The sequence below is a fragment of the Calditerricola satsumensis genome, from assembly GCF_014646935.1.
In the GTDB taxonomy this organism is placed as follows: domain Bacteria; phylum Bacillota; class Bacilli; order Calditerricolales; family Calditerricolaceae; genus Calditerricola; species Calditerricola satsumensis.
This window is the reverse complement of the sequence record NZ_BMOF01000010.1, coordinates 1-15,709: the sequence shown is the minus strand read 5'-3', so window position 1 is coordinate 15,709 and position 15,709 is coordinate 1. Positions and strand designations below refer to the sequence as shown.

Here is a 15,709-nt window from a genome sequence, read left to right as displayed (position 1 = left end):
AATCGTTCCCTCTCGATTGTACGCCAAAATCCGCGGGAATCCCAACCGGTCCGATCGCGTGGCTTACAGGGGCGCGGACAAGACGTAAAGGTGCGTCGGCCTGGCCGCCAAGAGGCGCCCCGATCCCGGCGAAAGGGCGCGAAACGGGTGATGGCCCACGGACACGCCGCGCACGAAGACGGCATCGGGCTGAAAGAGCGAAAGGCGTCGGTCGTGGGGCCAAAACAGGAGAAAATCGGCGTCGCTTCCCGGGGCCAGGGACCCTTTCTGGGGATACAGCCCGGCCAGTTTGGCCGGATTGGTTGAAAGGAGCCGCACCGCTTCCACCAGCGCGGTGTCGGCCCCCTCGACGGGCAGCTCCCACTCGGCCTGTTCGGGCTCCTCGGGCAGGAGGAGGGCGACGACAGACGGGTCCCCCAAAACCTTCTCCCCCTTGCCGGTAAGGGTGCAGACGGCGGGCACCCCGTCGGGAAGCGGAACGGGCCGATCCGGCCGGCCAAAGGGCCACGCCACAACGGGAGGGGCAACACCGCTTACCCCTTCGGCCACGCGGGCTGCCCAGCGGGAGAGCCAGCGCCGACCGTCCGGGCTGTCCACCGGATGGGGCGCTTCGGGGCGCAGCACAAGGCGCAGGCCATGGTTTTGCGCCGCCACGAACAGTTCCCCCCAGCGGGAATGGCCGAGGTGCTTCGGATCGCCCACGCGCACCTCGACGAGGCGGAGGCCCTGCCCGCTCGCGTAACGGAACAGGAAACGGTTTGCCGCCTCGAAGGCGATGTCCAGCTTGAACGCATAGTCGAGGCAGCTGTTGAAGTGCGCCGCCCTCCCCCGGTCGATCGCGTCGGCGAGCGGTCCCCACCCGGGATCCACGCCTTCCACCACCGTCGTCACCCCGCGACGGATCCAGGCGCCAAGTCGCTCGCGGTAGGAAGGGGCGCCTTCCGCGGCAAAGTGCCCGCTTGTGAGCACCCAACCGGGCGTGATCCATGCCCCTTCCGCGTCGAGGGTTGGCCTTTCGCGGATCACCGGCGCCGTTCCCTCACAGAAGGGCACAACGCGTTCCACTTTGCCGCCGCGCACCCACAGGTCGGCCTGCATGGCGCCCCGCGCCGTCACGACCGTCCCGCCGCGCACCACGTAGCCGCTCGCCATCTCGCGGCCCAACCCCGTTTGGCCCATCGGTCTCCTCCTCCCCCGCACGTCTTGTCCCTTTCACCCTATGCGCGGGAGACGGCCGGCATGCCCGTTGGCACCAAGGACCGATGGGCCGCCAACGTTCAGCCGCAGCGTCGCGGCGGCGATCGCCGTCGCGCCTCCTTCATATCGTGGAGCAGTCGAGCTTCCTTCGGGTCGTGGGGCAAAAAAAATGCGCCGTCTTCGCGGGTCTGTAAGCCCTTACAAAGACGGCCGCGCAAGATGGGGCGCGGAACACATTCGGATAGGAGTGGAGAGAAACCACACTGTACTTTCATTATACCGGAAATGGATGCGCTGTCAACGATATATTTGGAACTTTGCGACCGCAACCGGATGGCGAAACCGGCTGCGCCCGGCTCACCCCGCCACCGCGCGCAGCCGGTCAAAAAAGTCGGGGAACGACACGGCCATCGCCTCCGGCCGCGCGATCTCCGTCGGCCCGTCGGCGATGAGCCCGGCCACGGCCAGGGCCATGCCGATGCGGTGGTCGCCGTGGCTGTCGCACCGCGCCCCATGAAGCGGCGTCGGCCCGTGGATGATCAGGCCATCCGCCGTCGCCTCAATGCGCGCGCCCATTTTCGACAGCTCCGCCGCCACCGTGGCGATGCGGTCGGTCTCCTTGACGCGCAGCTCCTGGGCGTCGCGGATCACCGTCGTCCCCTCGGCTTGCGTGGCCAGCACGGCGATGACGGGCAGCTCGTCGATGAGCCGCGGGATGAGGGCGCCGCCAATCTCCGTCGCCGCCAGCGGCGCGTGGCGCACGCGCACGTTGCCGACCGGCTCGCCGCACGCTTCGCCCGTCTCCTCGACTTCGACGGCCGCGCCCATGGCCCGCAGGACGTCGAGAATGCCCGTCCGCGTGGGGTTGAGCCCCACCCCGCGCACGACAAGGTCGCTTCCCGGCACGAGGGCGGCGGCCACCAGGAAAAAGGCGGCCGACGAAATGTCACCGGGCACGTCCACCCGCTGGCCGATCAGGCGCTGGCCGCCGCGCACGCGCACGGTGGTCCCGTCAACGGTCAGTTCCGCGCCAAAGGCCCGCAGCATCCGCTCGGTGTGGTCGCGGGAGCGGTAGGGCTCGGTCACCGCCGTCTCCCCGTCCGCCTGGAGGCCGGCAAGCAGCAGGGCCGACTTCACCTGCGCGCTGGCCACCGGCGACACGTGCTGGATGGCGCTTAGCGGTCCGCCGCGAATGGCCAGCGGCGTGTACTCGCCGTCGGCACGCCCGTCGATGTGCGCCCCCATCGCGCGCAGGGGGGCGGTGACGCGCCGCATCGGCCGCCGGGCGATCGACGCGTCCCCTACCAGCACGCTGTGGAACGGCTGCGTGGCCAGCACGCCGGCGAGGAGGCGGATCGTCGTTCCCGAGTTGCCCACGTCCAGCACGTCCTCCGGCTCGCGCAGCCCGTACCAGCCCGCGCCGTGCACGGTGACGCGGTCGCCCTCCTGCTCGATGGCCACTCCCAGGCGGCGGAGGCAGGCGATGGTGCTGAGGCAGTCAGCCCCTGGCAAAAAGCCGGTGATCTCGGTGCGCCCTTCGGCCAGGGCCCCCAACAAGACGGCCCGGTGCGAAATCGACTTGTCCCCGGGCACGGTCAACGCTCCCCGCAGGGCACGGGCGGGTTCCACGCGCATGCTATCGCTCCCCCTTGCCGGCGTGGGCGAGGGCCTCCCGCTCGTGCACGGTGTAGCCGGCGCCCTCAAGGAGCGCACGCGCCCTCACCCGATCGGCCTCGCGCTGGAAGACGAGGCGCAGCACGCCGAAGATGTCTTCGCGGATCTCCAGGACCTCGATGTTGACCAGGTTGATGCCGTGTTCCCCGAGCAGCGTGGCGACGCGGCCGATGACCCCGGGCCGGTCGGGCACGTCGACAAACAGCTCGTGCACCGCCGGCAGCGCGCCCGGGCGGCGCTCCGGCAGCCGATCGCGGAAGGTGCGCGCCGCGCAGAAGAACCGCTCGATGGCCGCGGCGTCGCCCGCCTCCACGTGGGCGACGACGGCGGCCAGGGCGTCCTGCCACCGCCGCAGGTGGTCAAGCAGCACGGAGCGGTTGTCGAGGACGATGTCCCGCCACATGCTGGGGTTGCTCGAGGCGATGCGCGTGAGGTCGCGAAAGCCTCCCGCGGCCAGGCGCTCGTACCAGGCGTCTTCCGCCCCCAGGTCGGCCACCAGGTTGACGAGGGCGGCGGCCACCACATGGGGCAGGTGACTGATCGCCCCCACCACGCGGTCGTGGGCCATCGGATCCATCGTCACCACCTTGGCCCGTGTGGCGGCCAGCAGGTCGGACAGCGCGGCCACGGCACCGGCGGGCGTATCCTCCTCCGGCGTCAGGACGTAGTAGGCGTTTTCGAACAGGTCGGCCCGCGCCGCTTCCACGCCCGACTTGTGCGACCCGGCCATGGGATGCCCGCCGATAAACGTCACGCCCCGCGCGGCCAGCTTGCGCGCGGCGCGCACGATGCCGGCCTTGGTGCTCCCCGTGTCGGTGACGATGGCGCCCGGCGGAAGCGGAAGTTCCGCGAGACGGTCGACAAGGGCGTACAGCTCGCTGACCGGGGCGCTCAGGAACACGACGTCGCTTTCGCAGACGGCTTCCTCCAGCCGATCGGTCACCTCGTCGACGGCCCCGCGGGCGAGGGCGGTGCGCAGGCTCGCGGGGTTGGAATCGCAGCCGATCACGACGACGTCGGGGCGCTGCTTGAGGGCCAGGGCCAGCGACCCGCCGATCAGGCCCACACCCACAACGGCGACGCGCACGTCCCTACGCCTCCACCAGCGCCGCCGCCAGCGCCTCGAGCAGGCGACGGTTTTGCGCCGCGTCGCCGATCGTCACGCGCAGGGCCGTGGGAAAGCCGAGGGCCTCCCCGGAACGGACGATGACGCCCTGCCGCAAGAGGGCCTCAAAGACGGCGCCGGCGGGCCGTTCGACGTCGACGAGGATGAAATTGGCGTGGGTCTCGTAGTGGCGCAGGCCGAGGCGGACAAAGCCGTCAGAGAGCTGCCGTTTGCCCTCTTCGTTCTTTTGCACGCACGCAGCCACAAAGGCCTGGTCCTCCAGCGCGGCCAGGGCGGCCGCCTGGGCCACGAAGGAGGTGTTGAAGGGCTCGCGCACGCGGTTCAGCGCGTCGATCACCGCCGGGGCGGCGATGCCGTAGCCGATGCGGAATCCGGCCAGGCCGTAAATTTTCGAGAAGGTGCGGAGGAGGATCAGGTTCTCGTGGGTGCGCAGGAGCTCGAGGGAACGCGGGAAGCGCGCATCGGTGACGTATTCGACATAGGCCTCGTCGAGCACCACAAGCACGTTGCGGGGCATGCGGGCCAAAAAGGCCGCCAATTCGTCGTGGGTCACCATGGTGCCCGTGGGGTTGTTCGGGTTGCACACCCACACCACGCGCGTGTCGTCCGTGACGGCCGCGGCCATGGCGTCGAGGTCGCATCGCCCGTCCTTCAGGGGCACCTCGATCACGCGGGCCCCTTCGATCACCGCGTTCGTCTTGTAGCGCGGGAACGTCGGGGTGGCCATCACCGTCGACGTCCCCGGGGCGAGATAGGCCCGCGCGATCAGCTGGACGATCTCGTCGGAGCCGTTCCCGAAGATGAGGGCCTCCTCGGCCACGCCGAGGTGCGCGGCCAGCGCCCGGCGAAGCGCGGTGGCCGCGCCGTCCGGGTACCGGTTGGCCAAAGGAAGTGCCCGGGTCACGGCTTCGCGCACCCGCGGCGAGAAGCCGAAGGGGTTCTCGTTCGACGCGAGCTTGATCACGTCCGTCAGGCCATAGGCGCGCTTGACGTCCTCGATCGGTCTGCCCGGCTGGTACACCGGCAGGTCGACGATGTGGGCTTTGGGCCGCACCGAAATACCACCTCTGCCGATTGCCAATTTTCTTTTTATCTTACTGCGCGCGCGCGTCGGTGACAAATCCTTTTTCCTTCACGGAAAACGCTTCAATTCAGCAAATTCGCCACGAAGCGGCGCACGGCGGCGAGGGCTTCCCCGCGGCGCGCCGGGGAGGCCAGGTCGTCCTCCCGTTCCATCACGAGGCGCACCAGCGCGCTGCCGACGATCACTCCGTCGACAAAGGGGGCAACGGCCCGTACCTGCTCCCGACGGTGCAGGCCGAACCCCACGGCCACCGGTACGGGCGAGGCGGCGCGCACGTCGGCCAAGAAGGCGCGCAGGTCGGGGTGCAGCGCATCCCGCTCCCCCGTCACGCCCAGGGACGAGACGGCGTACACGAAGCCGGTGGCCTCGGTCACGATGCGGGCGATCCGCCCGCGGGACGTCGGCGCGACAAGGGGCACGAGGGCCACCTCCGCCGCAGCGGCGGCCGCGCGCAGCTCCCCGGCTTCCTCGTGGGGCAGGTCGGGCACGATCAGCCCGTCTCCGCCGCTGGCTCGCAGCCGGTCGACAAAGGCCCGCTCCCCTTTTTGCAGCACGGTGTTGGCGTAGGCGAGGAGGACCACGGGAAGGGTCAGCCCGGCGCGGCGCATCTGGACGAGGAGCTCGAAGACGCCGGCTACGGTCATGCCCCGCGCCAGGGCGGCCGCCGCCGCCGTCTGGATGACCGGGCCGTCGGCCAGCGGGTCGGAATAGGGCACGCCGAGCTCCAGCACATCGGCTCCCGCCTCCTCGAGGGCGAGGGCCAGCTCCACCGTCGCCTCGGGCGTGGGATAGCCGGCAACGAGAAAGGGGACAAATGCCGGACGGTCGGTGCGGGCAAAGGCCTGCGCCAGCGCAGCCATCACAGATCGCCTCCCAGGTGGTGATGGATCGTCTCCACGTCCTTGTCGCCGCGGCCGGACAGGCAGACGAGGACGATGGCGTCCTTGTCCATTTCCCGCGCCCGCCGCACCGCCTCGGCCACCGCGTGGGCGCTCTCCAGGGCGGGGAGGATCCCCTCGGTGCGGGCGAGCAGCTTTACGGCTTCCAGGGCTTCCGCGTCGGTCACCGCGACGTAGGTGGCCCGGCCCGTCTCCTTCAGGAAGGCGTGCTCCGGCCCTACGCCCGGATAGTCGAGGCCGGCGGAGATGGAATGGACCTCCTGGACGTTGCCGTCGTCGTCCTGGATCAGGTACGTGTACATGCCGTGCAACACGCCGGGCCGGCCTTTGGTGAGCGTGGCGGCGTGCGCGTCCGTGTCAAGGCCCTTGCCGGCCGCCTCCACCCCGACCAGCGCCACCCCGTCATCCTCCAGGAAGGCCGTGAAGATGCCCATGGCGTTGGAGCCCCCGCCGACGCAGGCGACCACCACGTTGGGGAGCCGGCCGGTGGCCTCGCGCAGCTGGGCCTTCGCCTCGTCCCCGATGATGCGCTGCAGGTCGCGCACAAGGGCCGGATACGGATGGGGACCGACGACGGACCCGAGCAGGTAATGGGTGTCGTCGACATGGGCCACCCAGTCGCGGATGGCCTCGTTCACCGCGTCCTTCAGCGTCCGCGAGCCCGCGGTGACAGGCACCACCTCGGCCCCCAACAGGCGCATGCGGAAGACGTTCAACCGCTGGCGCCGGGTGTCCACTTCGCCCATGTACACTGTGCACGAAAGGCCCAGCCGCGCCGCCACCGTGGCCGTGGCCACGCCGTGCTGGCCGGCGCCCGTTTCGGCAACGAGGCGCCGCTTGCCCATGCGCTTGGCCAACAGCCCTTGTCCCAGGGCGTTGTTGATCTTGTGCGCCCCGGTATGGGTGAGGTCTTCGCGCTTGAGGAAAATCCTCGCCCCGCCGACCGCCTCGCTCAGGCGTTCGGCGTAGGTGAGGGGCGTGGGACGGCCGACGTAGGTGGTGAGCAGCTCGTGCAGCTCGCGGCGAAAAGCCGGATCGGGCAGGATCGTACGGCGCGCCTCATCCAGCTCCTCCAGCGCCTGCATGAGCGTCTCCGGCACATAGCGCCCGCCGAAACGGCCAAATTTGCCGCGCTCATCCGGATAGCGGTACATAGGCCCTCACCCTTTCCACCAATTCGCGTATGCGCGTCGGATCTTTTCGTCCCTGTGTCTCGACTCCCGAGGACACGTCGATGCCGTCCAGCGGATGGCGCGCCACCAGAGCGCCGACGTTTTCCGGGGCAATGCCGCCGGCCACCCAGAGGCGGGCTCCCGCACGGTGGGCGGCGACAAAGGCCGCCGGGATGACGTGCCAGTCGAAGCGGCGCCCCGTCCCCCCGCGTTGCGGCGAGGCCGTGTCGAGGAGGACGATGTCGCACACCGCCGCGTAGCGCGCCACGGCGCGGGCGACGTCCCGCGTCGGCGCGTCGGGCGCATCCGGCACGCCGACCGCCTTGATGACGGGCAGGCCATAGCGCGCGCGAACCTGCGCGCAGCGTTCCGGCGTCTCGTCGCCGTGGAGCTGCACGGCGTCAAGGCGAACGGCAGCGAGGACGGCTTCCAGCTCGGCGTCCCCCGGGTTGACGAAGACGCCGACGGCGCGCACCCCGGGCGGCAGGGCAGCGGCGATGGCGGCGGCCTCTTCCGGCGTCACCCGCCGGCGGCTTTCGGCGAACACGAATCCGGCAAAGGCGACGGGCAGGCCTTCAAGGTGCCGGGCGTCGTCGGGATGGCGCAGGCCGCAGATCTTCACCGTCACGCCCGGCGTCCCGCCCCCCTTTCCGAGCGCCTGCTCGTCCGCGCCCCCGCGCGCCGGTCCGGTTTGCGCCACCGGCGCGCCGCCCATCCGGCCCATCGCCGGCGCGTCGGCGAAGGGTTCCGTGCCCCTCATGCGCGCACCCCCGCCGGTCCAACCAGCGCGACCACGGCGCGGGCGATGTCGGCCTGGCGCATGAAATGCTCGCCGACGAGGACGGCACGCACGCCGAGGTCGCGCAGGCGGGCGACGTCCGCCGCTGAGGCGATGCCGCTTTCGCTCACCACGGTGACGCCGGCGGGGATCCGCGCGATGAGCCGCTCCGTCACGGACAGGTCGGTGACGAAGGTGCGCAGGTTGCGGTTGTTGATGCCGATGAGCGGGCAGCCCAGGTTCAGCGCCGCCTCCAGCTCCCGCTCGTCGTGCACCTCGACGAGGGCGTCCATCCCGAGATCGGTGGCGAGGCGGTACAGGGCCTTCAGCTCGTTCGGCGCCAGCGCCGCGGCGATGAGGAGCACGGCGTCGGCCCCGAGGAGGCGCGACTCAAACACCTGCCACGGGTCGATCAGAAAATCCTTGCGCAGGACCGGACACACCACCTCCGCCTTCACCGCCGCCAGGTGTTCCGGCGCGCCCTGGAAAAAGGCGCGGTCGGTCAGCACGCTGACGGCGTCGACTTCGGCCGCGCGGTAGGCGCGGGCGATGGCCCGCGGGTCGAAATCGGGCCGGATAACGCCCTTGGAGGGGCTGGCCTTTTTCACCTCGGCGATCACCGCCACCGGACGCGAGCTCTCGGCGAGGGACCGGGCAAAGGGGCGGCAAGGCGGAAGGTCGCGCACGGCCCGCTCGAGCTCGGCGACGGGACGCGCCAGGCGCGCGTCAGCTACGTCGCGCTGCTTCTGTTTCAGGATCTCATGAAGCACGAGCCAGCACCTCCGAGACGCGAATCAGCTCTTCCAGTTTGGCCGCTGCCGCTCCCTCGTCGATGAGGGTCTTGGCGAGGCGCACTCCTTCGGCGAGGCTTGCCGCCCGGCCGCCCACATACAAGGCGGCCCCGGCGTTCAGGGCCACCACGTCGCGGGCCCCCCTTCCGCGCCGGCGAAGACGCGGCGGATCAGGGCGGCGTTGGCGGCGGGGTCGCCGCCGCGCATCGCCTCGGGCCCATGGCGCGAAAGGCCGACGTCCTCCGGCGTCACCGTGTACGATGTGATGCGGCCGTTTTTGACTTCGCACACGTCGGTGGGCGCGGCGACGGAAAGCTCGTCGAGGCCGTCGTGGCTCGCGACGACCAGGCAGTGGCGCGCGCCGAGCTCCCGCAACACCTCGGCCACCACGGGGACGAGCCGCCGGTCGTACACCCCGACCACCTGCCGCTCGGCGCGGGCCGGATTGGCCAGGGGGCCCAGAAGGTTGAACACGGTGCGCAACCCGATCTCCCGCCGCGGCCCCGCCGCGTGGCGCATGGACGGGTGGTACAGCGGGGCGAACAGGAAGCACAATCCCGTCCGCTCCAGGCAGCGCGCCGCCCCCTCCGGCGTCAGCTGGATGGCCACGCCGAGGGCCTCCAGCACGTCGGCGCTCCCGCATCGGCTCGAGACGGCGCGGTTGCCGTGTTTGGCCACGCTCACCCCGCCCGATGCGGCGACGATGGCCGCGGCCGTAGAGATGTTGAAGGTGTCGGCGCCGTCGCCGCCCGTTCCGCAAGTATCGACGAGCCCGTCGGCGCGGATGGGCAGCGCCACGGCCCGCGCGCGCATCGCCTCGACAAACCCGACGATCTCCTCCACCGTCTCCCCTTTCATGCGCAGGGCGACGAGGAACGCGGCGATCTGCGCCGCCGTCGCCTCCCCGGCCATGATGGCAAGCATGGCCTCGCGCGCCTCCTGGCGCGACAGCGACCGTCCCTCAACGACGCGACGAAGATACGGTTTCAGCACGGCTCAGCTCCTCCTCTCTCGGCTCTCCTCGTTCTCGTTCTCTCGGCTCTCCTTGCGCTCCGGCCTCGCGGGCCCACCCCTCGGCCTCCTCCAGCGCGCGGAGCATGGCCTTGGCCTTGTTCACCGTCTCGTCGTACTCGCGCTCCGGCACCGAATCGGCGACAATGCCCGCCCCGGCTTGGACGTACGCCCTGTGACCGGCAAAGAGGGCCGTGCGGATGGCGATGCACGTGTCGAGGTTGCCGTTGAAGGCCAAATAGCCCACGGCGCCGCCGTAGGGCCCACGCGCGCACGGCTCCAGCTCGGCAATGATCTCCATGGCCCGCACCTTGGGCGCCCCGGACAGGGTGCCGGCCGGAAAGCAGGCCAGGAGAGCGTCGAGGGCGTCTTGCCCCTCCCGCAGCCGGCCGGTCACCGTCGACACGAGGTGCATCACGTGGCTGTAGCGTTCGACAGCCATGAACCGGGCCACGTCCACCGTGCCCGTTCGGGCCACGCGGCCCACGTCATTGCGGGCCAAGTCGACGAGCATCACGTGCTCGGCGCGCTCCTTCTCGTCGGCGAGAAGCTCGGCTTCCAGACGCGCGTCCTCCTCCGGCGTTTGCCCGCGGGGGCGCGTTCCGGCGATGGGGCGCGTCTCGACGCGGTCGCCCGCCACGCGCACGAGCATCTCCGGCGATGCGCCGACGAGGGTGCAACCCTGGAGTTCGAGGTAAAACAGGTACGGCGACGGGCTCTGCGCGCGCGCCACGCGGTAGACGGCGAACGGGTCGGTCGCCGTCTCGACGGCAAAGCGCTGCGACAGAACAACTTGGAAGATATCCCCTGCAGCGATGTAGTCCTTCGCTTTCCGCACGGCGGCCAGAAAGGCGTCGCGGCTCATGTTGCTCTCAAGCCGATCGGCGAGCGGAACGTCCACCGGGGCGCCCTGCCCAAACGCCGCTGGGGGGAAGGGGTCCGCGACCGATCGCACGAAGAGGCCCGCGGCGATGTCGGCCAGCTCCTGGCACAGCGCGTCGTAGGCCCGCGCGAGCTCCGCCCGCGTCGCCCCCGGCGGCAGGGGCAGCTGGCCGATGACGTGGATCCGGTGCGTCAGGTGGTCGACGGCCACCACGCGATCGGCAAGGAGCAGAACCGCGTCGTCCGTCGGCAGGTCGGCTGCAGCGTGGCGCGGCAGCCTGGGCTCGGCGTAGCGCGCCCAATCGTAAGCAAAGTAGCCGACGAGGCCGCCGGTGAACGGCGGAAGCACCGGCACGAGGGGACTCCGGTACCGCGCCAAGAGGCGGCGAATGAGCGCCAGCGGAGAACCCTCCGCCACCGTCTGCTGTCCCTCGCGCGTCACCAGGCGCGCCCGCCCGTCCCGAACGTGCAGGCGCAGCCGGGGGGCAAGGCCGAGAAAGGAGTACCGCCCCCAATGCCTGCCGTCCTCCACGCTTTCCAAGAGGAAGGTGTCAGGGCCGCGCACCCGCGCGTACAGCGACACGGGCGTTTCCGTATCCCCGAACAGGGTGAAGGCGACGGGGACGGCCGCATAGCGCGGCGCGTAAGCCAAGCACTCGACAAAGGAAGGGGCAAACAAAAAAATCACCTCTCCGAAGCGATGTTCGAAGAGGCTGAGCGAGAGAAGGCGTTCGGTTGTGCTGGCCGGGGAAAACGAAACGGGAACGATTCCCGACACGCGCAAGCCTTATGGCGTGTCCCGCGGGTCTGTCCGTCGGAACGCGGTTTCGTCTCCACTCCGCTCTCCTCGGCTCTCCTCCGCTCCCGCTCAGCTCTGCTCCGCTCTGCTCAACTCTACTCCCAAACGACAGCGCGATCGCTTTTGTTCCTGACCGTTCTCGTTTCACACCAACCGTTATTGACTACTACCGTACCGGATCGATCCCCGTTTGTCAATCCCCTTGCTGCCGGCAATCCTCCAGCACGGCGCGCACCGCCGCCTCCGGCACGTCGCGAACCACAACCGGCTGGCCGATCGCCGCAAGGAGCACCATGACCAGCTTGCCGTCCTGGCGCTTCTTGTCGCGCCTCATCGCCTCGAGCACGCGGGCCGGATCAAACCGCGCCGGCACCTGCGTCGGCAGCCCGAAGCGCTCCAGCAGCGCGCGGATCGGCTCCGCCACCGGCTCGACGGCCACCCCCAGCCGTTCCGACAGCGCCGCCGCCGCCACCATGCCGATGGCCACCGCCTCGCCGTGGGTGAGTCCGGCGTAGCCGTCGAGGGCCTCCAGGGCATGGCCGACGGTGTGGCCGAAGTTCAAGATGGCCCGCAGGCTCGTTTCGCGCTCGTCCCGCGCGACCACCTGGGCCTTCACCCGGCAGCCGCGGTACAGCGCCTCGCCGAGGGCGTCGGCGTCACCGGCGGCCACGGCGTCGACCTGCGCCAGGAGCCAGTCGAAGAAGGCCCGCTCGCCGATGGCGGCGTGCTTGACCACCTCGGCCAGGCCGGAACGCACCTCCCTTGGAGGCAGCGTCTTCAGCGTGTCGGTGTCGTAGAGGACGAGGAGGGGCTGGTGAAAGGCCCCGATGAGGTTCTTCCCCAGCGGGTGATTGATGCCCGTCTTGCCGCCGACGCTCGAGTCGTGGGCGAGGATCGTCGTCGGCAGCTGCACGTAGTCCACGCCGCGCATGAAGGTGGCCGCGGCAAAGCCGGCCAGATCGCCGACCACCCCGCCGCCGAGGGCGAGGACGACGCTCTTCCGGTCCAGCTCGGCGCGGATCATCGCCTCGATCACGCGCGCGTAGACGGCGAGGCTCTTGGCCCGCTCGCCGGCCGGCACCGTCACGTGCGCCACGCGGTACCCGGCGCCCTCGAGGGCGCGCCGCACCCGCTCCAAATGCAGCGGGCCGACGTGTTCGTCGGTGACGACAAAGAGGGTCCGTTCCGGGCCCACGCCGCGCTCCCTGAGATGCTCCCCGACCGTCGTGAGCAGTCCTGGACCGATGCGGATCGGATACGACCGCGCGCCCAGGTCCACCACCAGTTCGCGCATGTCAGAACGCCTCCACGTGACGAAGGTAGGCCTCGTAGTTGCGCCGCATCTCGTCCAGGCTGTCGCCGCCGAACTTCTCGACGAAGGCCCGGGCCACTTCCCACGCGATCACGTTTTCCGCCACCACGCAGGCGGCGGGCACGGCGCAGGTGTCGGAGCGCTCGATGGACGCGGCATAGGGCTCCTTCGTGTCGATGTCGACGCTCATCAGGGGCTTGTACAGCGTGGGGATCGGCTTCATCACCGCGCGCACGACGATGGGCATGCCCGTGGTCATGCCCCCCTCGAACCCGCCGGCGCGGTTGGTCTTCCGAAAGTAGCCGCGCCCCGCCTCCCAGGCGATCTCGTCGTGGACCTGGGAGCCGGGCAAATGCGCCGCGGCAAAGCCGATGCCGAACTCCACACCCTTAAAGGCCTGGATGCTCACCACGGCCTGGGCGATGCGCGCGTCCAGCTTGCGGTCCCAGTGCACGTGGCTGCCGAGGCCGGGCGGGACGTTTTCGACGATCACCTCGACGATACCGCCAAGGGAATCGCCCTGGGCCTTGGCCTCGTCGATGCGGGCGATCATGCGCGCCTCCGCCTCGGGGTCGACCGTGCGCACGGGCGACGCCTCGGCCCGCCGCACCAGCTCGTCAAGGGACAAGCCCTCCGGCACCTGGGCGCGCACGCCGCCGATCTCCAGCACGTGGCCGCCGATGCGGATGCCGAAGGCTTCGAGGAGCTGCCGGGCCACGGCGCCCACGGCCACCCGCGCCGCCGTCTCCCGGGCGCTGGAGCGCTCGAGGACATTGCGCATGTCGCGGTGGTTGTACTTGAGCGCCCCGTTCAGGTCGGCGTGCCCGGGGCGGGGGCGGCTCACGCGACGGCGCGCCGCCTCCTCCTCCACCGGTTCCACGCTCATAATCGCTTGCCAGTGCGCCCAGTCCCTGTTCTCAATCACGAGGGCCACCGGCGCCCCCGTGGTCTTCCCATGGCGAACGCCGCCGACGATTCGCACGCGGTCTTGCTCGATCTGCATGCGCCGGCCGCGGCCATATCCTTGTTGCCGGCGCCGCAGCTGCTCATTGATCCTCTCCGCAGACAGCGGCAGGTGGCTGGGCAAGCCCTCGATGATCGCCGTCAACTGAGGGCCATGGGATTCGCCTGCCGTCAAGTATCGCATACGCGTCTCTCTCCTCTCCCCCTACGGAACTTGCGGATATTATACTCTCTCGGGCCCGCCTCGACCAAGCCCCTGGTCGCAACGCGCACGCCAAAAGTGAAAGCGGCGCCGGTTTCCCACCGACGCCAAAAAAAAGCCGGCTGCAGGGTGATGCAGCCGGCTACGGCGCCGTGCGCTCCTCGCGCGGCTTGTCAAAAAGTTCGCGCGCGCGGTCCGGGGAAAGGCCCAGAAGGCGGGCGCATTCCTGAAGCGTGAGCAGCCCACGGCGATACGCCTCGAGAATTTGCCCTTTGTCCATCGCACCGCCTCCACGCAGCTCGTAATCCTAGGTTTTCCATCTGAATGGAACCCTATTCGGTTGCCCGGCGGTAGAAGAAGGGCGCCTCCAGGACAAAGCCATAGCGGTGCGGGGAAAAGATCTGCTCGGTGCTCCCCACGAACAGGACGCCGCCGGGGCGCAGGGCGTCGTGGAATTGGCGGTACAGGCGCTCCTTGGCCGCGTCGGCAAAGTAGATCATCACGTTGCGGCACACGATGAGGTCGAAGCCGGAAGGAAACGGGTCGGCGAGGAGGTCGTGGCGCCGAAAGCGCACGCGCCGGCGCACCCGCTCGTCCACCCGCATGCGGTCGCCCTCCGGACGGAAATAGGCCTCGCGCAGGGCGAGCGGAACCTCGTCACGCACCTTGGCCGCCTCGTACCACCCGTCCTCGGCCCGTGCCAGCGCGCTGGCGTCGATGTCGGTGGCCAGGACCTCAAACCGCACCGCCGGTTGGGTGTGCAAAAGGAGCATGGCCAGCGAATACGGTTCCTCCCCCGTCGAGCACGCCGCGCTCCAACACGCGAGGGCGCGCGGTCGTTCGCGCACGAGGCGCGGGAGGATGCGCGTCTCCAGCACTTTCCACTGCTCGGGGTTGCGGAAGAAGGCCGACACGTTGATCGTCACATAGTCGAGAAACGCCCGCAGCAGTTGGCCATCCCGCCTCAGCGCGGCGGCGAGGGCGGCAAAGTCGGCAAAGCCGTGGCGGTCCCGGAACGACAAAAGCCGGCGCCTCATCTGCTGCGCTTTATACTGGGCCAGATCGACGCCGGCGAGGCGCTTGACGGCGGCGAGAAACTGCGCGTAATCCCGATCGTCCATGGCCAGCAGCTTTCCCCGTTCCTCCTCTCCCTGCTTGCCGTTCGGCGGCCGCGGCCAAAAAAAGAACCGGCGGTCGCCGGTTCGTCTCCTTGGCGTGCGGCGTTACACCCAACGGTTGATCGTCTTCTCGTACGACAGGATTTCCTTCTCGTCAAACCACAGGGCAATCTCCCGCTCGGCGCTTTCCGGCGAATCGGAGCCGTGGATGACGTTCATGCCAATGCTGACGCCAAAATCACCGCGGATGGTGCCGGGGGCCGCCTCGGCCGGATTGGTTTTGCCCATCATGGCGCGGGCCACCTCGATGATGTTTTCGCCCTGCCACACCATGGCGAACACCGGGCCCGAGGTGAGGAAGTTGACGAGTTCCTCGAAGAAGGGCTTGTCCTTGTGTTCGGCGTAGTGCTTTTCCGCCAGCTCGCGGCTGACCATCATCAGCTTGGCCGCAACGAGCTGGAAGCCTTTCCGTTCAAAGCGCGACACGATTTCGCCGATCAAATTCCGTTGCACGCCGTCCGGCTTCACCATCAGGAACGTCCGCTGCATGGTCAAACCTCCGTTCACCTCAAGATCACAGTCAGAAAACGGCCATCCGCATTTTAGCAAACCTTCCCGTGAAACGCAACGCGTCCCTAGTACGAGCTTTTTTCGCTGTGCCTGTATCTCGGCCTGATCTGCATCAGGCCATCTTCAGTTTT

The 15,709-nt window shown here is 69.5% G+C and carries 14 protein-coding genes and 1 pseudogene; all 15 read right to left on the bottom strand.

Annotation, left to right across the window (positions count from 1 at the left end):
* Positions 1-63: 63 nt before the first annotated feature.
* Positions 64-1,179, bottom strand: coding sequence for an amidohydrolase family protein (locus IEX61_RS03785; RefSeq protein ID WP_229725670.1), 1,116 nt, complete (start codon positions 1,177-1,179; stop codon positions 64-66).
* 375 nt (positions 1,180-1,554) lie between these two features.
* Positions 1,555-2,832, bottom strand: a complete 1,278-nt coding sequence (aroA, locus tag IEX61_RS03780; RefSeq protein WP_188816833.1) for a 3-phosphoshikimate 1-carboxyvinyltransferase — start codon at positions 2,830-2,832, stop codon at positions 1,555-1,557.
* Between the two features lies 1 nt (position 2,833).
* Complete coding sequence (locus IEX61_RS03775) at positions 2,834-3,958, bottom strand: prephenate dehydrogenase (protein ID WP_188816832.1); 1,125 nt, start codon at positions 3,956-3,958, stop codon at positions 2,834-2,836.
* 4 nt (positions 3,959-3,962) lie between these two features.
* Positions 3,963-5,051, bottom strand: a complete 1,089-nt coding sequence (gene hisC / locus IEX61_RS03770; RefSeq protein ID WP_188816831.1) for a histidinol-phosphate transaminase — start codon at positions 5,049-5,051, stop codon at positions 3,963-3,965.
* Positions 5,052-5,143: 92 nt separating this feature from the next.
* A complete protein-coding gene (gene trpA, locus IEX61_RS03765) occupies positions 5,144-5,941 on the bottom strand; it encodes a tryptophan synthase subunit alpha (RefSeq protein WP_188816830.1) in 798 nt (265 codons plus the stop codon).
* Positions 5,941-7,134 (bottom strand): tryptophan synthase subunit beta, encoded by a 1,194-nt coding sequence (trpB, locus tag IEX61_RS03760; RefSeq protein ID WP_188816829.1) that lies wholly within the window; start codon positions 7,132-7,134, stop codon positions 5,941-5,943. Before trpB ends, trpA begins: the two co-directional genes overlap by 1 nt.
* Entirely contained in the window at positions 7,115-7,912 is a 798-nt protein-coding gene (locus IEX61_RS03755) for a phosphoribosylanthranilate isomerase (RefSeq protein ID WP_229725668.1), read from the bottom strand. The genes trpB and IEX61_RS03755 overlap by 20 nt, the downstream gene beginning before the upstream one ends.
* Positions 7,909-8,700 (bottom strand): indole-3-glycerol phosphate synthase TrpC, encoded by a 792-nt coding sequence (gene trpC / locus IEX61_RS03750; RefSeq protein ID WP_188816828.1) that lies wholly within the window; start codon positions 8,698-8,700, stop codon positions 7,909-7,911. The genes IEX61_RS03755 and trpC overlap by 4 nt, the downstream gene beginning before the upstream one ends.
* Positions 8,690-9,714, bottom strand: a pseudogene (gene trpD / locus IEX61_RS03745) (anthranilate phosphoribosyltransferase). Before trpD ends, trpC begins: the two are co-directional and overlap by 11 nt.
* Positions 9,683-11,293, bottom strand: a complete 1,611-nt coding sequence (gene trpE, locus IEX61_RS03740) for an anthranilate synthase component I (RefSeq protein WP_188816860.1) — start codon at positions 11,291-11,293, stop codon at positions 9,683-9,685. Before trpE ends, trpD begins: the two are co-directional and overlap by 32 nt.
* Before the next feature lie 313 nt (positions 11,294-11,606).
* Complete coding sequence (gene aroB, locus IEX61_RS03735; RefSeq protein WP_188816827.1) at positions 11,607-12,707, bottom strand: 3-dehydroquinate synthase; 1,101 nt, start codon at positions 12,705-12,707, stop codon at positions 11,607-11,609.
* Position 12,708: 1 nt separating this feature from the next.
* Positions 12,709-13,872: a chorismate synthase gene (gene aroC / locus IEX61_RS03730; RefSeq protein ID WP_188816826.1), complete on the bottom strand. Its 1,164-nt coding sequence runs from the start codon at positions 13,870-13,872 to the stop codon at positions 12,709-12,711.
* Between the two features lie 160 nt (positions 13,873-14,032).
* Positions 14,033-14,170, bottom strand: a complete 138-nt coding sequence (locus IEX61_RS03725) for a hypothetical protein (RefSeq protein WP_157057898.1) — start codon at positions 14,168-14,170, stop codon at positions 14,033-14,035.
* Between the two features lie 52 nt (positions 14,171-14,222).
* Positions 14,223-15,011 carry a CheR family methyltransferase gene (locus IEX61_RS03720; protein ID WP_188816825.1) on the bottom strand — a complete coding sequence of 263 codons (789 nt, stop codon included), beginning with the start codon at positions 15,009-15,011 and terminating at the stop codon, positions 14,223-14,225.
* Positions 15,012-15,113: 102 nt separating this feature from the next.
* Positions 15,114-15,557 (bottom strand): nucleoside-diphosphate kinase, encoded by a 444-nt coding sequence (gene ndk, locus IEX61_RS03715; protein ID WP_054672942.1) that lies wholly within the window; start codon positions 15,555-15,557, stop codon positions 15,114-15,116.
* Between the last annotated feature and the right edge of the window lie 152 nt (positions 15,558-15,709).